We start from the raw sequence: 20,076 nt of genomic DNA, 5'->3' as shown, positions 1-20,076 counted from the left end.
TAGGCCCCGGCGCCCGGACATCCGATTCTGGCCCCGCGCCTTCATCGAACATTGTGACACTCGCGCAATTGTCCCGGACAAGTCAACAAGAATGTCAACGTTGTCATTCCCGGACCATAAGGCTTTCGGAGCGGCGAGCGGGCGGCCGGAGAGCGGGCCACGGGCGCTGAAATCGCCATCTCAGCGCCCCAAAACTCAGAACCTTCCCCAGTAATTCAAGGACTTCCCCAACGGCGACACCGGTGGCGCCCTAAAGTTCGCCTCTCTCGCCGGACGCGATGTCAGGTCCCCTGAAAAATCACGATCCGCCAAGCGTTTTCGCCGAAAAATGTCCTGTAAATGTCCCGAATAATGACCCATAAATGACCCATTTTTGTCCCGAAGGATGACAGCAGGGACAAAGCCGGTTACAGGTCGCGTCATCTGTCGCCTTGTCGCGGCCGCCTTTCCCTGATGGGCTGGCCGGCAAGCTTGGCGGTGGAGCGGACACGGGGACTCATGACGACGATCAACGACGTGGCGGAACGGGCGGGCGTTTCGCCCAAGACCGTTTCCCGCGTGCTCAACGATCACGAGAGCGTCAGCGCCAAGACGCGCGACCGTGTCCGTGCGGCCATGAACGCCCTCGACTACCAGCCCAGCGCCGTGGCCCGCAGCCTACGCTCGCAGGGATCGGGCTCGGTTGGCGTACTGATGGGCGACCCGTCGGGCGGCTATCACACCCGCGTCCACCACGCCCTGCTGCTGGCTTGCGTGGAGAGCGGGCGCCACCTGTCGGTCGACCTAACCGAGGGTCCCGTTCCCGGCTGGGCCGACCGCGTCCGCGCCTTCGTGCGCGACAGCGGCATCCGCGAGATGATCCTGCTGCCGCCCGAGTGCGACTTCGGCCCGATGAAGGACCTGATGCGCGAGCTGGACGTGCGCTGCGTGCTGATCACGCCCACCACGCCCGACCCGCAGTTTCCGGCCATCGGCATGGACGACCGCGCCGCCGCCCGCGAGGTGGTCGAGCATCTGTTCTCGCTGGGCCACACGCGGATCGGCCACATCGCCGGCCATCCGGACCACGCCGCCAGCACCCACCGCCGCAACGGTTTCTTCGAGGCCTATGCCGCGCGCGGCCTGCCGCGCCCCTCGCCTGAGCTGATCGTGCCGGGCGACTTCACCTTCAAGACCGGCATCGACGCGGCCAAGGCCCTGCTGGACATCGAGGATCCGCCGACCGCGATCTTCGCCGCCAACGACGACATGGCCGCCGCCACCTGCATGGAAGCCCAGCGCCGCGGCTTGCGCATTCCCGACGACCTGTCAGTGGTCGGCTTCGACGACGTGCCGATCGCCGCAGTGATCTGGCCGTCCCTGACCACCATCCGCCAGCCGTTCGACCAGATGGCCCTGCGCGCGATGCAGACCTTCGCGGCGTGGAGCGCCAACGAGGGCGCCGGCCGGTCCAACACCCCCTTCCTCGCGCAGCACAGCCTGGTGGTGCGCGAGTCCACCGGTCCGGCCCGCAGCCGAAGACCCTGACATCCCGTCCCGACGCGGAAGACCGCGCGGGACGCCAGACCCACGACGGAGGAAACATGCAACGGACGACCTGGAAGAGCCTGACGCTCGCCTTGATGATCGGCGCCGCGATCCCGGCCCTGACGACCGCGCCCGCCCTGGCTCAAGCCCCCGCCGCTAAGCTTGCCCATCCGTGGCTGAACCCCAAGCTGGACGCCGACAAGCGCGCCGACCTGGCCCTGGCGGCCATGACCAGCGACGAGAAGTTCACCGTGATCTTCGGCTACTTCGGCGCTGACATGAAGCCGAAGTACACGCGCCATCCCGACTCGCGCGACGCCTCGGCCGGCTACATCGCCGGCGTGCCGCGCCTGGGCATTCCGGGCCAGTGGCAGACCGACGCCGGCGTCGGCGTCGCCACCCAGGGCGCCCGCCAGGGCCTGCGCGAACGCACCGCCCTGCCCGCCGGCATCGCCACCGCCGCGACCTGGAATCCCGAGCTGGCCCAGCAGGGCGGCGCGATGATCGGCAAGGAGGCTCGCGACTCGGGCTTCAACGTCCAGCTGGCCGGCGGCATCAACCTGATGCGCGAGCCCCGCAACGGCCGGAACTTCGAATATGGCGGCGAGGACCCCTGGCTGGCCGGCGTGATGGTCGCCGCCCAGATCCGCGGCATCCAGTCCAACCACATCGTCTCGACGATCAAGCACTACGCCCTGAACGGCCAGGAGACCGGCCGCTTCTTCCACAGCACCAACATCAGCGACGCAGCGGCCCGCACCTCGGACCTTCTGGCCTTCCAGTTCGCCATCGAGCAGTCGGACCCGCACTCGGTGATGTGCGCCTACAACCGCGTGAACAGCGTCTACGCCTGCGAGAACGACTGGCTGCTGAACACCGTCCTGAAGAAGGACTGGGGTTACAAGGGCTATGTGATGTCGGACTGGGGCGCCGACCACTCGTCGGCCAAGGCGGCCAATGCCGGCCTCGACCAGCAGTCGGCCGGCGAAGCCTTCGACAAGCAGCCCTGGTTCGGCGAGCCGCTGAAGGCCGACCTTGCCGCCGGCCGCGTCAGCCAGGCCCGCGTCGACGACATGGCCCGCCGCGTGTTGCGCGCCCTGTTCGCCAGCGGCGCGGTCGACCACCCGCTGGCCGGCGCGCCCGACAGCCTGCCCGCCGCCACTTTGGCCGCCCACGCCAAGATCACCCAGGCTGACGCCGAGGAAGGCATCGTCCTGCTGAAGAACGAGGGCGGTCTCCTCCCCCTCGCGAAGACCGCCAAGACCATCGCGGTGATCGGCGCCCATGCCGACGTCGGCGTGCTGTCGGGCGGCGGCTCCTCGCAGGTCTATCCGGCCGGCGGTCGCGCGGTGCAGGGCCTGGAGCCCGCCACCTGGCCGGGTCCGATGATCTATTATCCGTCCTCGCCGCTCAAAGCTCTGGCCAAGCGCTACCCCGGCGCCAAGCTGGTCTATGACGACGGCACGGACCCGGCCCGCGCCGCCAAGCTGGCCGCGCAGAGCGATCTGGCCCTGGTCTTCGCCGACCAGTGGACCACCGAGTCGTGGGACGTCGCGACCCTGGACCTGCCCAAGAACCAGGACGCCACGATCGATGCCGTAGCCTCGGCCAACAAGAAGACCGTGGTGGTGCTGATCACCGGCGGCCCGGTGCTAATGCCGTGGCTGGACAAGGTCGGGGCTGTGGTCGAGGCCTGGTTCCCGGGCACAGCCGGCGGCGAGGCCATCGCCCGTGTCCTGACCGGCGAGGTCGACGCCACGGGCCGCCTGCCCGTCAGCTTCCCCAAGCGCGTGGCCGACCTGCCGCGTCCCAAGCTGGATGGCGACCCGAAGAAGCCCGAAGAACTGTTCGACATCGACTACGACATCGAAGGCGCCGCGGTCGGCTACAAGTGGTACGACGCCAAGCAGATCGAACCGCTGTTCGCCTTCGGCCACGGCCTCTCGTACACGACCTTCGCCTATTCGAACCTCAAGGCCGTGGCGGCCGGCGACAAGGTCACGGTCAGCTTCGACGTCAAGAACACCGGCGCCCGCGCCGGCAAGGACGTGCCGCAGGTCTATGTCGGGCCCAAGGCCGGCGGCTGGGAAGCGCCCAAGCGTCTGGCTGGGTTCAAGAAGGTCAGCCTGGCGCCGGGCGCGACCCAGCATGTCAGCCTGACCGTCGATCCGCGTCTCTTGGCCACCTGGGACGGCAAGGCCCACGGCTGGTCGATCGCCGCCGGCGCCTATGACGTGTCCCTGGGCGCGTCGTCGCGGAAGATCTCGTCGACGGCGGAAGTGACGCTGGCGGCCAAGAGCCTGACGGTGGCGGGGAAGTAGGGAAGATGCTCCCCCGCGATGCGGGGGAGCTGTCGCGGAGCGACTGAGGGGGCTAATGCGGCATGCGTCCAGCTTGCCCCCTCCGGCCCTTCGGGCCACCTCCCCCGCATCGCGGGGGAGAACCTTTTCGCGTCAGTTCACCTGCCGCTCGCGCCCTTCCCAATACGGCGCGCGCAGCTCCCGGCGCAGGATCTTGCCCGACGCGTTCCGCGGCAGCGCTGACACGAAGTCAACGCTCTTGGGCGCCTTGAAATGGGCGATCCGCGTCCGGGCGAAGGCGATGATCGCTTCCGGATCCGGCGTGACGCCGGGCTTGGGGGCGACCACCGCCTTGACCGCCTCGCCCCACTTGTCGTCGGGCACGCCGATCACCGCCACCTCGGCCACATCCGGGTGGCCGTAGACGGCGCTCTCGACCTCGGCCGGATAGATGTTCTCGCCGCCCGAGATGATCATGTCCTTCACCCGGTCGTGGATGAACAGATAGCCGTCCCCGTCCAGATAGCCGGCGTCGCCGGTGCGCAGCCAGCCGTCGGCGTCGATGGTCTTGGCGGTGGCGTCGCCCAGCTTCCAGTAGCCGGCCATGTTGGCGCGCGAGCGCACCGCCACCTCGCCCACCGTGTTGGCCGGCACGCTGGCGCCGGCCTCGTCGATGACCTTGATCTCGACCCCCGGCATCGGCAGGCCCGCCGCCCGCATCCGCGCATTGCCGGCCGGGTCGTGATCCTCGGGCGGCAGATAGACCACCGTGCCGGTCGTCTCGGTCATGCCGTACTGCTGGACGAAGCCGCAGCCGAACACCTCCATGCACTCGCGCAGCAGATCGAGCGGAATGGGCGCGGCGCCGTAGAGGATGTGGCTGAGCCGCGAATAGTCGACCTCGCGGGCTCGGGGCTGGCGCACCACGATCTGCAGCGCGGCCGGCACCATGAACATCTTCGAGACCCGGTCCTTCTCGATATAGTCCAGCACCTTGAACGGATCGAACTCGCGGGCCACCACGCCCTTGGCGCCGTTCAGCAGGCCGACCAGACCCCAGCCGGTGCCGCCGATATGGGCCACCGGCATGGCCACCAGGCTGACGTCCTCGGGCCCCCACTGGTTCCAGGCCAGCGGCGTCTTCGAGGCCTCGCGGCGCATGGCCAGGAGGTTGTCGTGGGTCAGCATCGCGCCCTTGGGCCGCCCCGTCGTCCCCGAGGTATAGAGTTGGATGGCGATGTCCGACGTCGCGACCGGCTTGGCCGGATCACTTTCGGGCTGCATGTCCCGCCAGGTCTCGAAGGTCTGATAGGGGCTGCCATCTTCCATCGCGATCACGGTGGGACGGCAGGACAACTCGCTGGCGACCGCCTCGACATGGTCGATCAGCTCGGGACCGACGAAGACCATCTTGGCGTCGCTGTCGCCGACGATATAGGCGATCTCGGGCGCGGCCAGGCGCCAGCCGATCGGCGTGGTCACCACGCCGGCCTTGGCGGCCCCGATCAGCAGCTCGAAGTACCAGTCGCTGTTCTTGCCGACATAGGCGATGCGGTCGCCGGTCGAGAGGCCCGCCGCGATCAGGGCGTTGGCCACCTGGTTCGAATGGCGGTCGAAGGCGGCGAAGCTGGTGTCGCGCCCCTCGAAACTGAACGCGACCTCGTCGGGACGAGCCTCCGCATGATAGCGGGCGACATCGCCCAGGGTGTTCATGCGGTCGAAGTCGATCGCGTCGGCCATGCCTGCTCCCATTGTTCGTCAGCTCTACGGCCAATCAAACGAATGTTGGGGCAGGCTTACGTCGGCGGCAAGCTATCCGTTACGATAGGGTGGCTCAGCGCCAGGCGCGGACGCCGACCACCACCGCCGTGCTCCCCGCCCGCTCGCCGACGACCACCGCCGGGCCGAAAGCCCGCTCGCGAACGATGCCGACATAGGGCGCAAACTCGCGCTTGAACTCGTAGCGCAGGCGCAAACCGCCCTCGAGCCGCGCTGCGCCCGCCTTGGCGACATCGGCCTCGACGCGCGGCTGCAGGATCAGCTTCTGGGTCAGGCGCAGGTCGTACGAGGCCTCGGCTCGCGCCGAGACGTCGCCCTGGTCGGAGATATAGGCCGCGCCCTGGACCTCGAACCAATACGGGGCCAGGCCCTCGAAACCGAGGCTGGCATAGGTCCGGCCTTTCGGAGCCAGGTCGTAGCGGACACCGGCCTGCAGGTCGAAATACGGCCCGACGGTCCAGGCCTTCAGGGCCTCGAACTCGCCGCTCTCCCAGCCGCTGCCGTCCACGCGCTCGCCGCGCGCCTTGATCACCCACTTGTCGAAGTCATTGCCCCACCAGGCCTCGCCCTCGAAGGCCTGAGCGTCGGCGCCCTTGCGGAAGCGGTGCTCGGCCTGGTCGGCGCGGACGGTCCAGAAGCTGCCGCCGCCATGCTCCTTGGCCAGCTGCGCGCGGGCGGCGGCCATGGCCTCCGGCGTGTGGAAGCGCTCGGCGGCGTGGTCGGTCGGGACCGGCGGCGGCGCGGCGCTGGCGGCGGGGGCGCTCATCGTGTGGCCGGCATGGCCCGACATGTCGTGCCCCGCGTGCGGATCAGCGGCCGGCGGCGGCGCCATCTGGTGACCCGCATGGGGATCAGCCGCGAGGGCCGGCATGTGGTGACCGGCGTGGGGGTCGGGCGCAGGTGTCGGCGCGGCCTGATGGTGCTCGTGTTGGCCGGCGGCGAGGAGAAGCAGCAGCAACATCACGCGCCCTCCCCTTCCAGGGGCCGCACGGTGACGACGTTAAACATCCCCGCATGCATGTGCAGCAGCAGGTGACAGTGGAAGGCCCAGTCACCCGGTTCGCTGGCGGTGAAGTCGAAGGCCACCTTGCCGCCCGGCGCGACATTGACCGTGTGCTTCAGCGGTTGGCGGTCCTGGCCGTTGACCAGCTCGAAGAAGTGGCCGTGCAGGTGGATCGGGTGGGCCATCATGGTGTCGTTGACCAGCACCACCCGCGCCCGCTCGCCGCGCCGGAACGGGATCGGCTTCTTGACCGGCCCATAGGCCTCGCCGTCGAACGCCCACATGAAGCGCTCCATGTTGCCGGTGAGGTGGATCTCGACCGTCCGCTCGGGCGGCCGGGGGTCCTCGGGCGCGTTCAGGTTGGCCAGATCCGAGTAGGTCAGCACCTTGTGACCGACATCGGCCAAGCCTTGCGGCGGCTCGGCCATGCGGTCGGCCGGCATCGGCGAGATGGTCTGGACGCCGGGCGTCAGCGGTACGTTCGGCGCGTTGCTCTGAGCCCGCATCGACATGTCCATCCCTGGCATATCCATGCCTTGGTGCATGTCGCCCATCCCCATGTCCTTCATCGTCGCCACAGGGCGCTTGCGCAGCGGCGGGACAGCGGCGGTCATGCCGGCGCGCGGGGCCAGGGTGGCGCGGGCCATGCCCGAGCGGTCCGAAGCCTCGGCCACCAAGGTAAAGGCGCGATCCTCCGTCGGCCGGACGATGACGTCGAAGGTCTCGGCCGGGGCGATCTGGAACTCGTCGACGCGTACGGGCGACACCGGCTGGCCGTCGGTGGCCACGACGTCCAGGCCAAGCCCCGGGATGCGGACGTTGAAGACCGTCATGGCCGCTGCGTTGATGAAGCGCAGCCGCACCCGCTCGCCGGGTGCGAACAGGCCCGTCCAGTTGTCGCCAGGCCCGTGCCCATTGACGAGATAGGTGTAGATCGAGCCCGTGACGTCGGCGATGTCGGTGGGATCCATCCGCATCCTGGCCCACTCGGCGCGGTCCTTCAGCGCCTGATCCTGGCCCGCCAGCAGGCCGGCGACCGTCTGGCGCTGCATGTTGAAGTGACCGGCATTGACCTTCAGCTTCCGGAACAGCTCGTGCGGATGCAGGAAGCTCCAGTCCGACAGCACCACGACGTGCTCGCGGTCATAGGGAATAGGGTCTTCGCCGGCCGGGTCGATGATCATAGGCGCATAGAGGCCGATCTGCTCCTGCAGCCCCGAATGGCTGTGCCACCAGTAGGTGCCCGACTGCCGGACGGGGAATTCGTAGGTGAAGGTCTCGCCCGGCTTGATGCCCGGGAAGCTGACGCCCGGCACGCCGTCCATCTGGAACGGCAGCAGCAGGCCATGCCAGTGGATCGAGGTGTCCTCGTCGTGCAGCGCGTTGGTCACCGCGATGCGAACGTTCTGACCTTCCTTCAGCCGGATCAGCGGACCGGGCAGCGTGCCGTTGGCGGTGACCGCGTGGCCGGCCTTGCCGTCGATCCGCGCCGCCGCATGGCCGATGGTCAGCTTGATCTCCTCGCCGGTCAGCGCCGCGGGCGAGCGCCCGGGGTCGGCCGCGCGCGCCCAGCCGGGCAGCAGTCCCGTCGCGCCCAAACCGAAAGCGCCACGCAGCAGGGTCCGTCGATCGAAAGCCGTCATCACTGATCCGTATTCCAAGCCGGGCTGGACTTGGGCTATCACGCCGCCCATGTCCAGAAGCACCCCCGCCACGATCGCACTGACCAAGGCCGGCGTCGCCTTCGACCTGCATACGTATGACTACGATCCGGGTTCGGAACGTGTCGGCCTGCAGGCTGCAGAGGCTTTGGGCGAAGACCCCGCCCGCGTGCTCAAGACCCTGGTGGTGATGCTGGACGGCAAACCCGCCTGCGCCATCCTGCCCTCGGACAAGGAGGTCAGCATGAAGAAGCTGGCCGCCGCCCTGAAGGGCAAGTCGGCCGCCATGGCGCCGGTGCCCGACGCCGAGCGCATCACCGGCTACAAGGTCGGCGGCGTCAGCCCCTTCGGCCAGAAGAAGCGCCTGCCGACGGTCATGGAAGAAGCCGCCCTGGCCGAGCCCTACGTGTTCCTCAACGGCGGCCAGCGCGGCCTGCAGGTCAAGCTGGCGCCCGCGGAAGCGGTGAAGGCCCTGGGCGCGGTGACGGCGGCGATCGTCTCGGAATAAGGCGGGCTTGAAATCCCGCGCCGTTCTCGCCTATAAGCCGCGCCTCCTGGTCCGGCTGGGTAGCTCAGATGGTTAGAGCGGTGGATTCATAACCCACAGGTCGGCGGTTCGATCCCGCCCCCCGCCACCAGGACCTTCCGCCTCAAGCGATCAGATCGCGTGTGCGGATCACCGTGCAATATTCCCCATCCAGATTGGCCAGGCTCATCGCGTGGACCTCTTGCGCCGTGCGCTCGACGCCGTCGAAGTCCGTCCGCCCGAAGGTGAAGCCGGCGTCCTCGACCAGCCAGGGCGTGAAGCCCAGATTGCCGGCCATGCGGACGGTGGCCTCGACCGAGTTGTTGGTGATCACGCCGGCCACGACCAGGCGCAAATCGCCGCGCGCCTTGAGGTCGGCTTCCAGGGTCGTGCCGATGAAGGCGCTGTTGGTCTGCTTGCCGATCACCGGCTCGCCGTCCTGCGGCTCCGCGCCCGGCCGGAAGGCATGCAGCGGCTGGCCCGGCCGGTAGTGCGACGTGGCGTGAACCGAGTCATGGCGCACGTGCCAGACCGGCCAGCCCTTGCCGCGCCACAACGCCAGCAGCGCCGCCAGATGGGCCTCGGCGTCCGGGTTGTTGCGCACGCCCCACGAGGGATGGTCGATCGCCTTCTGCAGGTCGATCAGCAGCAGCACCGCGCCGTGGGCGGGATGGGCGCCCGCCTCAGCCACCGGGCAGCGTGCCGGGGCGGATATAGGCGAACATGTGGCTGACCCAGTCGGGCTTGCCCAGCGCCACGCCTTTGTGGCGCAGGATCGCGTAGGCCATGCTCAGGTGGAAGTAGAACTGCGGCAGCGCCCAGTCGCGGACGAACTGCTCGCCCGTCACGTCGAAGACGATGCCGTTGGGCAGGGTCACGGTGATCTCGCGGCTGGCGACACCGTCGAAGGCCGAAGCGGGCGTCGCCTCCAGGCGGGCGATGGCGTCGGCCAACTGGGCGCGCAGGCCGTCGAAGTCAGCAGCGTCTTCCGCCGGCGCGAACGGCTCGGCGCCGGTCAGATAGCGCAGCACCTCGCTGGCTTGGGTGCAGGCATAGCGGACCTGGGTCGACAGCGGAAACATGTCCGGCGCCAGGCGCGCGCCAAGCAGGTCCTGCGCGGCGCTCCCCTCCTCGGCGACCAGGGCCTCGCCCTTGGCCAGCTGGCCGGTCAGGCCCTTGAGCATCTGGACATAGGTCGGGACGGTCAGCGCGTGCAGATCCATGGGGCCTCTCCTTGAGTCGGGCGACAGGCTAAGCGCCAGGGCCGAACCGCGCCACCAGGTCATAGGCCTCGCCGGGGAAGACCTGGCGCACGCGGGTGACGTGCTGGCCCTCGCGCCAAGTGCGGCGATCGACGATCAGGCAGGCCGCGCCCTCGTCCAGGGCCAGCAGGCGGGCGTCGTCAGCGTCGGCGTTGACGGCGCTGATGCGGCTCTCGGCCTCGGTCCAGGCGACGTTCTCCAGCAGCCAGACGCCGGGCGGGATCACCACTAAGTCGGCGGCTTCCATGGCCGGCGCGGCCGTCAGGGAGACGAGGCGACGCTCCAGGGCGAACGGCCGGCCACCGGCGTCGTGCACGCCGTCCAGCGCCAGCAGCTTGCCGCCCGCCGCCAACTCGACCTCGTCGGGGTTGTCGCGGTCGGCCGCCCGCACCGCGCGCGACAGCAGGCGAAAGGCGTAGGCCTCGCCCCGCGCAACGATCTCGGACTGGATATCGGGAATGTTCAACACCGGCGCGTGCACCTTGGGCCGGGCCACGAAGGAGCCTGCCCGCTTGCGGCGCACGATCAGCCCGGCCTCGACCAGGGCGGTCATGGCCTTGTTCACCGTCATCCGCGAGCAGCCGTACTGGGCCATCAGCTCGGCCTCGGTCGGCGCGCGATGGCCGGGCTCCCAGGCGCCGGAACGGATGTGGCCCTCGATCTCCGAGCGGATGCGCTGGTGCAGCGGTCCGGTCACGCCAGCAGGGCCTTCAGGGTCTGGACGTAACGCGCAGTGATCGCGTCGCGGGCGTGGTGGCGGCCGCCGGAGACCAGCTGCTTACCGTGCCGCCAGACGGTGTCGATCCCGCCGCCGGCGAAGACCAGGCTGTCGATCAGAGTGTCACCGGCGCGGCCGACCAGGTTCGGATGGTTGGCGTCCAGCGTGATGAAGTCGGCCGGCGCGCCGCGACGGAGGCCACCGCGGCCGACGCCCAGGGCCTGGGCCCCGCCGATCATGGCCGCGCGCCACAGGTCGCCGCCAGTCGAGCGGCGCGCGCCGCCCGCCAGGACATTGCGGGCTCGACGGCTCAGGCGCTGGGCGTATTCCATGGTCCGCAGTTCCTGGGCCGCGTCGATCACGATGTTGGAGTCCGTCCCGATCCCGAAGCTTCCGCCGGCGGCCAGATAGTCCGGGGCCGGAAATATGCCGTCGCCGAGATTGGCCTCGGTCACCGGGCAGAGTCCAGCCACCGCGCCGCTCTTGGCCAGGCGTTCGGTCTCGGTGGCGTTGATGTGGGTGGCGTGGATCAGGCACCACCGCTTATCGACCTCGGTGTGGTTCATCAGCCAGCGGACCGGGCGCGCGCCGGTGGCGGCCAGGCAGTCGTCAACCTCCTTGGTCTGCTCGGCCACGTGCATGTGGATCGGCCCGCCGGCGGCCAGCGGCAGGATGGCGGTCAGCTCATCGCCCGTCACCGCGCGCAGGCTGTGAGGGGCGATCCCGACCACCGCCTCGGGCAGGGGCGCGACGATCTCGCGGCAAGCCTCGACCAGCCGCGCAAAACCGTCGACGTCATGGATGAAGCGCTTCTGGCCGTCGGTGGGCGGCAGGCCGCCAAAGTTCGAGTGGGCGTAGAACACCGGCAGCAAGGTCAGGCCGATCCCCGTCTCTTCCGCCGCCGCCGCCATCCGCGCCGCCATCTCGGCTGGGTTGTCGTAGAACCTGCCATCGGGCGCATGATGCAGGTAGTGGAACTCGCCCACCCGCGTGAAGCCGCCCTCCAGCATCTCGACCTGGCTCATGGCGGCAATGGCCTGGGCCATGTCGGGGTCCAACCGCTCCAGGAAGCGGTACATCACCTCGCGCCAGGTCCAGAAGTTGTCGCCCGTTTCGCCGCGCGTCTCGGCCAGGCCCGCCATGGCGCGCTGGAAGGCGTGGCTATGGACATTGCCCAGGCCCGGCAGCGCGGGCCCCAGCCGCTGCGCGTCACCGGCCGAGGTGTCGGTGTCGATGCGTCCGATACGGCCGTCGGTGATCGTGAACTTCACGCCCCGGGCCCAGCCGTCCGCCAGCAGGGCGCTCTCGCACCAGACCACCGTGGAAGCTTCAGGAATTTGCGCGTCGGTCACTGGACAAGCCTCATCGTTCGCAAATATGTCTATACATATTGAAGCGCGCCGCAAGGGCGCGTCCCGTGGTTTGGAGGCAGGCTCATGCGCTGTGATCGGGTGTGGATCAACGCTCGTCTCGCCACCCTCGCCCCCGAGCGGGAAGGGCTGGGCATCGTTGAGCACGGCGTCGTCGCCAGCCTCGACGGCGACATCGCCTATGCCGGCTCAGCAGAGGACGCTCCCGCCTTCGAGGCCGCCGACACCATCGACCTCGAAGGTCGCTGGATCACCCCCGGCCTGATCGACCCGCATACCCACCTGGTCTTCGCCGGCGACCGCGCCCACGAGTTCGAGCTGCGTCTGGCCGGCGCCAGCTACGAGGACATCGCCCGGGCCGGCGGCGGCATCGTCTCGACCATGCGCGCCACCCGCGCGGCGACCGAGGACGAATTGATCCAGGCCGCCCTGCCCCGCCTGGACGCCCTGATCGCCGAGGGCGTCACCACGGTCGAGATCAAGTCCGGCTACGGCCTGTCGCTGGACGATGAGATCAAGAGCCTGCGCGCCGCCCGCGCCCTGGCCGACATCCGCCGTGTCGGGATCAGCACCACGTTCCTGGGCGCCCACGCCCTGCCGCCGGAATATCGCGACGATCCGGACGCCTATGTCGATCTGGTCTGCGGAGCTATGATCCCCGCCATCGCCGCCCGCGGCCTGGCCGATGCGGTTGATGGCTTCTGCGAAGGCATTGGCTTCTCGCCCGAGCAGATCCGTCGCGTATTCGAGGCTGCCCGCGACCACGGCCTGCCGGTCAAGCTGCACGCCGAGCAACTGTCGAACCTCAACGGCGCTGCGCTGGCGGTCGAGTTCGACGCCCTGTCGGCCGACCACCTGGAACATCTGGACGAGGCCGGCGTGGCCGCCATGGCCGCCTCGCGCACCGTCGCGACCCTGCTGCCCGGCGCCTACTACTTCACCCGCGAGCACAAGGCCCCACCGATCTCCGCGCTGCGGGCGGCCGGCGTTACGATGGCCCTGGCCACCGACTGCAACCCCGGCACCTCGCCCCTGACCTCGCCGCTGCTGGTCATGAACATGGCCGCCACCCTCTTCCGCATGACGGTGGAGGAGTGCCTGGCCGGGGTGACGCGCGAGGCCGCGCGGGCGCTGGATCTGCTGAACACCTGCGGGACGCTGGAGGCCGGCAAGGCCTGCGATCTCGCTATCTGGGACATCGAGCGTCCCGCCGAACTTGTCTATCGCATGGGCTTCAACCCGCTCCATGCGCGCGTGTGGAGAGGCCAGTGAGCGAGCTTGTTCTGAATCCCGGCGCCGTGCCGCTGGCCGACTGGAAGGCGATCTATCGCGGGGCGACCGCGACACTGGCCGAAGACGCCTGGCCGGTGATCGCGGAAAGCGCGGCCGCGGTGCAGCGCATCCTGGCCAAGGGCGAGCCGGTCTACGGCATCAACACCGGCTTCGGGAAGCTGGCCAGCGTCCGCATCGGCGACGAAGACCTCGAGACCCTGCAGCGCAACATCGTCCTGTCGCACGCGGCCGGGGTCGGCGAACCGTCGCCCGTGCCGGTCATCCGCCTGATGATGGCCCTGAAGCTGGCCAGTCTGGCGCAGGGCGCCTCGGGCGTGCGGGTCGAGACCGTGCGCATGCTGGAGCTGATGCTGAAACAGGGCCTCACCCCGGTGGTGCCATGCCAGGGCTCGGTCGGCGCCTCCGGCGACCTGGCCCCGCTGTCGCACATGGCCGCGACCATGATCGGGGTCGGCGAGATCTTCGTCGACGGCGAGCGCAAGCCCGCCGCCAAGGCGCTGAAGAAGGCCGGCCTCGCCCCTCTGACGCTCGGCCCGAAGGAGGGCCTGGCCCTGCTGAACGGCACCCAGTTCTCGACCGCCAACGCCCTGGCCGGCCTGTTCGACGCCGAGCGCCTGTTCCAGTCGGCCCTGGTCACCGGCGCGCTGTCGACCGAAGCCGCCAAGGGCTCGGACACGCCGTTCGACCCGCGCATCCATACCCTGCGCCGCCATGCCGGACAGATCGAAACCGCCGCCGCCCTGCGCGGCCTGATGGCGTCCTCGGCGATCCGCGCCTCGCACCTGAAGGAGGACGAGCGCGTCCAGGACCCCTACTGCCTGCGCTGCCAGCCGCAGGTCATGGGCGCAGCCCTCGATGTCCTGCGCCAAGCCGCGACGACGCTGGAGACCGAGGCCAATGGCGTCTCGGACAATCCGCTGATCTTCCCGGAAGCCGACGAAGCGCTGTCGGGCGGCAACTTCCACGCCGAGCCGGTGGCCTTCGCCGCCGACATGATCGCCCTGGCCGTCTGCGAGATCGGCTCGATCGCCGAACGCCGCATCGCCATGCTGGTCGACCCGGCGCTGTCGGGCCTGCCGGCCTTCCTGACGCCCAAGCCGGGCCTGAACTCCGGCTTCATGATCCCGCAGGTCACGGCCGCCGCCCTGGTCTCGGAGAACAAGCAGAAGGCCTATCCGGCCAGCGTCGACTCGATCCCGACCTCCGCCAACCAGGAAGACCACGTCTCGATGGCCGCCCATGGCGCGCGGCGCCTACTGGGCATGGTCGAGAACGCCATGGCGGTGCTGGGCATCGAGCTTCTGGCCGCCGCCCAGGGCTGCGACTTCCATGCGCCGCTGAAGTCCAGCGACGCCCTGGAGGCGGTCCGCGCCCTGACCCGGGCCCAGGTCCCACACTTGGACGACGACCGCCACTTCCACCCGGACATGGAAGCCGCCAACGCCCTGGTCCGCTCGGGCGCGGTGATCGACGCGGCGGGTGAGTTGCCGGGGCTGGTCGCATGAGCTGGCTGCGGGTCACGCGCGGCGACGCCCCGCTGATCGTCAGCCTGCCGCATACCGGCACCGAGATCCCGCCGGAGATCGCGGCTCGCCTCGTCTCGCCGTGGCTGGGCCTGAAGGACGCTGACTGGTGGATCGACCGGCTCTACGCCTTTGCCCAGGGATTAGGCGCGACGATCGTGCGAACGGCGATCTCGCGCACGGTCATCGACGTCAATCGCGACCCGTCGGGCGTCTCGCTCTATCCGGGCCAAGCGACGACGGAGCTGTGTCCCACCACCACCTTTGACGGCGAGCCGCTGTATCGCGACGGCGGCCCGAACGCCGCCGAGATCGACGGCCGCCGGGCCCTGTACTTTGCGCCCTACCACGCCGCCTTGCGCGAGGAGATCGACCGCCTGCGCGGGCTGCATCCGACTGTGGTGCTGTACGAGGCCCACTCGATCCGCTCGCGCGTACCGCGCCTGTTCGACGGCGAGCTGCCGCAGTTCAATCTCGGGACCAACAGCGGTGCGTCGTGCGCCGACGAACTGACCATCGCCGTCGAGGCCGCTTGCGACGCCTCGGGAGGCTCGCGCGTCACCAATGGCCGCTTCAAGGGCGGCTGGACCACGCGCCACTACGGCCAGCCCGCCACCGGCGTCCACGCGATCCAGATGGAGCTGGCTTGCCGGGGCTACATGGAAGACCCGGCCGAGCCGCCCACGCCCGACACCTGGCCCACGCCCTTCCACGCCGACCGCGCCGAGCCGCTGCGGCGCGTGCTCGAAGACGTCCTCAACGCCTGCCTTTCCTTTGCCCGGAGCAAAGCATGACCCGCCGCGACAACACCCGCGTTATCCACCCCGCCACCGGGACGCAGCTTTCCGCCAAGTCCTGGCTGACCGAAGCCCCGCTGCGGATGCTGATGAACAACCTGCACCCCGACGTCGCTGAGCGCCCGGAAGAGCTGGTCGTCTATGGCGGCATCGGCCGCGCCGCCCGAGATTGGGAGAGCTACGACAAGATCGTCGAGACCCTTCGCCGGCTCGAGGACGACCAGACCCTGCTGGTGCAATCCGGCAAGCCGGTCGGCGTCTTCCGCACCCATGCCGACGCGCCGCGCGTGCTGATCGCCAACTCCAATCTGGTGCCGCGCTGGGCCAACTGGGAGCACTTCAACGAACTCGATAAGAAGGGCCTGGCCATGTACGGCCAGATGACCGCCGGCTCGTGGATCTATATCGGCGCCCAGGGCATCGTGCAGGGCACCTACGAGACCTTCGTCGAGATGGGCCGCCAGCACTATGCCGGCGATCTTTCGGGCAAGTGGCTGCTGACCGCGGGCCTGGGCGGCATGGGCGGGGCGCAGCCGCTAGCGGCGGTGATGGCCGGGGCGTCGTGCCTGGCCATCGAGTGCCAGCCTTCGCGGATCGAGATGCGCCTGCGCACCGGCTATCTCGACAAGTCCACCGACAATGTCGACGAGGCCCTGGCCTGGATTGAGGAGGCCTGCGCAGCCAAGACCCCGATCTCGGTCGGCCTGCTGGGCAACGCCGCCGAGCTGCTGCCGGAGCTCTTCAAGCGCGGCGTGCGTCCCGACCTGTTGACCGACCAGACCAGCGCCCACGATCCGATCAACGGCTACCTGCCGGCCGGCTGGAGCCTGGACCAGTGGGCTGACGCCCGCGAGCGTGAGCCGGCCCGCGTCGACAAGGCCGCCCGCGCCTCGATGGCCGTCCACGTCCAGGCGATGCTGGACTTCCAGGCCGCCGGCGTGCCGACCGTCGACTACGGCAACAACATCCGCCAGATGGCGCTGGAGGAAGGCGTCGCCAACGCCTTCGATTTCCCGGGCTTTGTGCCGGCCTATATCCGCCCGCTGTTCTGCCGGGGGATCGGTCCGTTCCGCTGGGCGGCGCTATCAGGCGATCCCGAGGACATCGCCAGGACCGACGCCAAGGTCAAGGAACTGATCCCGGACAATCCGCACCTGCACAACTGGCTCGACATGGCGGGCCGGAAGATCAAGTTCCAGGGCCTGCCGGCGCGCATCTGTTGGGTCGGCCTGGGCGATCGCCACCGCCTGGGCCTGGCCTTCAACGAGATGGTCGCCAGCGGCGAGCTGAAGGCTCCGATCGTCATCGGTCGCGATCACCTGGATAGCGGCTCGGTCGCCTCGCCAAACCGCGAGACCGAGGCCATGCAGGATGGCTCAGACGCGGTGTCGGACTGGCCGCTGCTGAACGCCCTGCTCAACACCGCCTCGGGCGCCACCTGGGTGTCGCTGCACCACGGCGGTGGGGTGGGCATGGGCTTCTCGCAGCACTCGGGCATGGTCATCGTCTGCGACGGCACCGACGCCGCCGCCAAGCGCATCGAACGCGTGCTGTGGAACGACCCGGCCACCGGCGTCATGCGCCACGCGGATGCGGGCTACGACATCGCCCTGGAATGCGCACGGGATAAGGGCCTGGACCTGCCGGGGATTCTCTAGCGCGCCAGCATCGCGGCGGCCTCAGCCGGGCTCTTCTTGCCCGTGTCGCGGTCGACCGCGTAGTTGGCCGCCTGCATGGCCTGGACGTCGAGGGCGCCGGAGAGCGGCGCCAGGGCGTCCAGCAGCCGCTGGTCCCCGGCCCGCTTCGGCGAGACCAGGATCACCGCGTCATAGGGCGGCAGCGCGCCTTTCGGATCGGCCAGCAGCACCAGATCATCCGCCGCGATCCGACCGTCCGAAGAGAAGGCCGAAATCACGTCGGCCTCGCCCCCCGCCAGCGCGCGGTACATGAAGGTCGGCTGGAACTGGCGCTTGGACTTGAACTTCAGGCCGTAGGCGGTCTCGACGCTCTTCCACTCCGGCCGCGAGAAGAACTCCAGATCGCCGCCCATGGTCAGCTGCGGGGCGTTGGCCGCCAGATCGGTCAGGGTCGTGATCCCCAGCGCCTGCGCACGGTCGCGGCGCATGGCCAGCGCATAGGCGTTCTCGAAGCCCAGGGCGTTCAGCAGCACCACGCCGTCGCGGGCCTTCAGGTCCTTGCGCAACGTGTCGAGCACCGCCTGGCGGCCGGGGTTGTCCGTGCGCTGCAGGATGTTGGCCCACAAGGTGCCGGAATAGTCGACATAGGCGTCGATCTCGCCGCTGGCCAAGGCGCGGTAGGCGATGACCGAGCCCAGGTTGACGCGGCGCTGGACGCTCGCCCCCTCGCGCTCCACCCGGCCGGCCATCAGCTCGGCCAGGATGTACTGCTCGGAGAAGTTCTTGGCCCCGATCACATAGGCGGGCTGGCCCTGCGACAAGGCCGCGCCAGCCAGAGGCGCGACTGCCGCCAACAGACCCACAGCCAGGCCGACGCCACCGGCCCAGAGCCTCTTCGGCTCCCGCCGCGCCACCCCGCCCTCGATCAGACCCAGCAGGCCATCAACGACCAGCGCCAAGCCCGCCGAAGCCGCGCAGCCGACCAGCACCGCCACCCAGTCCTCGGTCTGCAGTCCGGAGAAGATGTAGTCGCCCAGCGAGGTCTGGCCGACGGGCGTGGACAGGGTCGCCGCGCCGATCGTCCAGACGGCAGCGGTGCGCACCCCGGCCATGATCACCGGCGCGGCCAGGGGCAGCTCCACGCGCCACAGCCGCTGGCGGTCGGTCATGCCCACGCCGCGCGCGGCCTCGACCACGGCCGGATCGACGCCGGAGACGCCCGCCGCCGCGTTCCGCAGGATCGGCAGCATCGAATAGAGGGTCAGGGCCAGCAGCGACGGCAGGAATCCCAGGGCCGGGAAGCCATGGCCCAGCACCTTCGCGGCCAGACCGGAGAGCAGCAGCAGCACCGGATAGAACAGCGCCAGCAGCGCCAGGCTGGGAATGGTCTGCACCAGCCCGGCCGCGCCCAGGGCCAGCCACTTCAGGCGCGGATTACGGGCGGCGGCGATCCCCAACGGCAAGGCGATGGCCAGGCCCAGCGCCAGGGCCGACGCCGACAGCGCGACGTGCCAGCCCAGGCGCTCGGGCAGGACGGCCAGGGCGGCGGAAAAACGATCAGCCACGAGCCAGCTCCGCGAGACGTTCGGCCTGTTTCTTCGGGGCGGCGATCAGGTCGGCGACGACAGGGTCCGGATGGCCGGCCAGCAACTCGCGCGGCGACGCATGGGCCAGCGCCCAGCCGTCGGCCATCACCACCACCTCATCGGCCAGCAGCAGGGCCTCGCCGACATCGTGGGTGACCATCACCGTGGTCAGACCCAGCTGGTCATGCAGCGCCCGCACATCGTCGGCCAGGGCCGTCCGGGTCACCGGATCAAGCGCTCCGAACGGTTCGTCCATCAGCAGGATCGAGGGGCGCGCCGCCAGGGCCCGAGCCACGCCAACCCGCTGGCGCTGGCCGCCCGACAGCTGCGACGGCGCGCGCTTCGCGACCTCGCGCGGCAGGGCCACCAAATCCAGCAGCTCGTCGACCCGCGCCGCGATCTGCGCCGGCGGCCAGCCCAGCAGGTCCGGGGTGACACCGATGTTCTGATCGACTGTCATGTGCGGGAAGAGGCCGATCTCCTGGAAGACATAGCCGATCCCCCGCCGCAGCTCCGGTCCCGGCCGTTGCGCAATGTCCGCCCCCTCGACCAGCACCCGCCCGGACGTCGGCGTCGACAGCCCATTCATCAGCTTCAGCAGCGTGGTCTTGCCCGCGCCCGAGCCGCCGACCAGAGCGACGAACCGGCCCTTGGCGATCTCAAGCGAGGTCTCGGCCAGCACCGTGCGGCCAGCGTAGGACTTGCTGACCTTGTCGAGGACGATGGCGGTCATCGGGACTCCGGGGCGGCGAAAGAATCAACTGTTCGCCGTCCCGAGCGTTGACTCACATCTCAGGTGCGACAAGGCGGCGCGCGACAGGTCGTCAGGTTCGCACAGGCCGAGTCAATCTCGACCATGAGGGCAGGTTCAAGGAGCGCCTCATGTCCGTCATCACGCAAGCCCGCCCGTTCGATCCCCGTCCCGCCCGTCGCCCCGTGCGTCAGTGGCCGCTGGGCTTCGCGGTGCTGGTGGCCGCCGTGCTGAACGCGATCGTATGGGGCGGCCTGTTCACGGTCGCCAAGACGTTCCTCAACTTCTGAACCACCCCTTTTGTAAGCGTAGCGTCCTTTATCCTCCCCTGAAGCAACTTGGG

General features: G+C 69.4%; 17 protein-coding genes and 1 tRNA gene. 9 read left to right on the top strand and 9 right to left on the bottom strand.

Features of this window, described 5'->3' with window-relative positions:
* Positions 1–498: 498 nt before the first annotated feature.
* Both ABDW31_RS19890 and ABDW31_RS19885 read left to right on the top strand, forming a co-directional pair.
* On the top strand, positions 499–1,527 hold the full coding sequence (locus ABDW31_RS19890; protein WP_343699439.1) for a LacI family DNA-binding transcriptional regulator: 1,029 nt from the start codon (positions 499–501) through the stop codon (positions 1,525–1,527).
* 56 nt (positions 1,528–1,583) lie between these two features.
* A complete protein-coding gene (locus ABDW31_RS19885; RefSeq protein WP_184721815.1) occupies positions 1,584–3,848 on the top strand; it encodes a beta-glucosidase in 2,265 nt (754 codons plus the stop codon).
* Between the two features lie 132 nt (positions 3,849–3,980).
* Here the strand turns inward: ABDW31_RS19885 and ABDW31_RS19880 are convergent, their stop codons facing one another.
* The 3 genes from ABDW31_RS19880 to ABDW31_RS19870 form a co-directional block, all read right to left on the bottom strand.
* The gene (locus tag ABDW31_RS19880) at positions 3,981–5,567 is read right to left on the bottom strand and encodes a fatty acid--CoA ligase (RefSeq protein WP_184721817.1); all 1,587 of its coding nucleotides are present in this window, start codon (positions 5,565–5,567) and stop codon (positions 3,981–3,983) included.
* Between the two features lie 94 nt (positions 5,568–5,661).
* On the bottom strand, positions 5,662–6,567 hold the full coding sequence (locus ABDW31_RS19875) for a copper resistance protein B (protein ID WP_184721819.1): 906 nt from the start codon (positions 6,565–6,567) through the stop codon (positions 5,662–5,664).
* Positions 6,567–8,255: a copper resistance system multicopper oxidase gene (locus ABDW31_RS19870; protein ID WP_184724149.1), complete on the bottom strand. Its 1,689-nt coding sequence runs from the start codon at positions 8,253–8,255 to the stop codon at positions 6,567–6,569. The genes ABDW31_RS19875 and ABDW31_RS19870 overlap by 1 nt, the downstream gene beginning before the upstream one ends.
* Positions 8,256–8,301: 46 nt before the next feature.
* Between ABDW31_RS19870 and ybaK the strand changes: the two genes are divergently transcribed.
* Together ybaK and ABDW31_RS19860 are read left to right on the top strand one after the other, a co-directional pair.
* Positions 8,302–8,778: a Cys-tRNA(Pro) deacylase gene (gene ybaK, locus ABDW31_RS19865; protein ID WP_184721820.1), complete on the top strand. Its 477-nt coding sequence runs from the start codon at positions 8,302–8,304 to the stop codon at positions 8,776–8,778.
* A 53-nt stretch (positions 8,779–8,831) separates the two neighbouring features.
* Positions 8,832–8,908: transfer RNA gene (locus ABDW31_RS19860), tRNA-Met, on the top strand.
* Between the two features lie 12 nt (positions 8,909–8,920).
* Here the strand turns inward: ABDW31_RS19860 and ABDW31_RS19855 are convergent.
* From ABDW31_RS19855 to ABDW31_RS19840, 4 genes are read right to left on the bottom strand one after another with little or no spacing between them, the layout of a single operon-like run.
* Positions 8,921–9,487, bottom strand: coding sequence for a cysteine hydrolase family protein (locus ABDW31_RS19855; RefSeq protein WP_221444732.1), 567 nt, complete (start codon positions 9,485–9,487; stop codon positions 8,921–8,923).
* Positions 9,480–10,019, bottom strand: coding sequence for a DUF1993 domain-containing protein (locus tag ABDW31_RS19850; protein ID WP_184721822.1), 540 nt, complete (start codon positions 10,017–10,019; stop codon positions 9,480–9,482). The genes ABDW31_RS19855 and ABDW31_RS19850 overlap by 8 nt, the downstream gene beginning before the upstream one ends.
* A 28-nt stretch (positions 10,020–10,047) precedes the next feature.
* Positions 10,048–10,755 carry a histidine utilization repressor gene (gene hutC / locus ABDW31_RS19845; protein WP_184721824.1) on the bottom strand — a complete coding sequence of 236 codons (708 nt, stop codon included), beginning with the start codon at positions 10,753–10,755 and terminating at the stop codon, positions 10,048–10,050.
* Positions 10,752–12,128, bottom strand: coding sequence for a formimidoylglutamate deiminase (locus ABDW31_RS19840; protein WP_184721826.1), 1,377 nt, complete (start codon positions 12,126–12,128; stop codon positions 10,752–10,754). The genes hutC and ABDW31_RS19840 overlap by 4 nt, the downstream gene beginning before the upstream one ends.
* An 84-nt stretch (positions 12,129–12,212) precedes the next feature.
* On the opposite strand from ABDW31_RS19840, the gene hutI reads away from it, so the two are divergent.
* From hutI to hutU, 4 genes are read left to right on the top strand one after another with little or no spacing between them, the layout of a single operon-like run.
* Complete coding sequence (hutI, locus tag ABDW31_RS19835; RefSeq protein WP_184721828.1) at positions 12,213–13,418, top strand: imidazolonepropionase; 1,206 nt, start codon at positions 12,213–12,215, stop codon at positions 13,416–13,418.
* Positions 13,403–14,944: a histidine ammonia-lyase gene (gene hutH / locus ABDW31_RS19830; protein ID WP_184721830.1), complete on the top strand. Its 1,542-nt coding sequence runs from the start codon at positions 13,403–13,405 to the stop codon at positions 14,942–14,944. The genes hutI and hutH overlap by 16 nt, the downstream gene beginning before the upstream one ends.
* The gene (gene hutG, locus ABDW31_RS19825; RefSeq protein WP_184721832.1) at positions 14,941–15,756 is read left to right on the top strand and encodes an N-formylglutamate deformylase; all 816 of its coding nucleotides are present in this window, start codon (positions 14,941–14,943) and stop codon (positions 15,754–15,756) included. Before hutH ends, hutG begins: the two co-directional genes overlap by 4 nt.
* Complete coding sequence (hutU, locus tag ABDW31_RS19820) at positions 15,753–17,417, top strand: urocanate hydratase (RefSeq protein WP_184721834.1); 1,665 nt, start codon at positions 15,753–15,755, stop codon at positions 17,415–17,417. The genes hutG and hutU overlap by 4 nt, the downstream gene beginning before the upstream one ends.
* Here hutU and ABDW31_RS19815 read toward each other — a convergent pair.
* A complete protein-coding gene (locus ABDW31_RS19815) occupies positions 17,414–18,961 on the bottom strand; it encodes a glycine betaine ABC transporter substrate-binding protein (protein ID WP_184721836.1) in 1,548 nt (515 codons plus the stop codon). The two genes, hutU and ABDW31_RS19815, sit on opposite strands and share 4 nt — an antisense overlap.
* Positions 18,954–19,715, bottom strand: a complete 762-nt coding sequence (locus ABDW31_RS19810) for an ATP-binding cassette domain-containing protein (RefSeq protein WP_184721838.1) — start codon at positions 19,713–19,715, stop codon at positions 18,954–18,956. Before ABDW31_RS19810 ends, ABDW31_RS19815 begins: the two co-directional genes overlap by 8 nt.
* A 149-nt stretch (positions 19,716–19,864) precedes the next feature.
* Between ABDW31_RS19810 and ABDW31_RS19805 the strand changes: the two genes are divergently transcribed.
* The gene (locus tag ABDW31_RS19805) at positions 19,865–20,023 is read left to right on the top strand and encodes a hypothetical protein (protein ID WP_184721840.1); all 159 of its coding nucleotides are present in this window, start codon (positions 19,865–19,867) and stop codon (positions 20,021–20,023) included.
* Positions 20,024–20,076 lie beyond the last annotated feature (53 nt).

It is taken from the genome of Caulobacter sp., from assembly GCF_039596335.1.
Lineage (GTDB): Bacteria > Pseudomonadota > Alphaproteobacteria > Caulobacterales > Caulobacteraceae > Caulobacter.
This window is presented reverse-complemented; position numbering and strand designations above follow the sequence as displayed.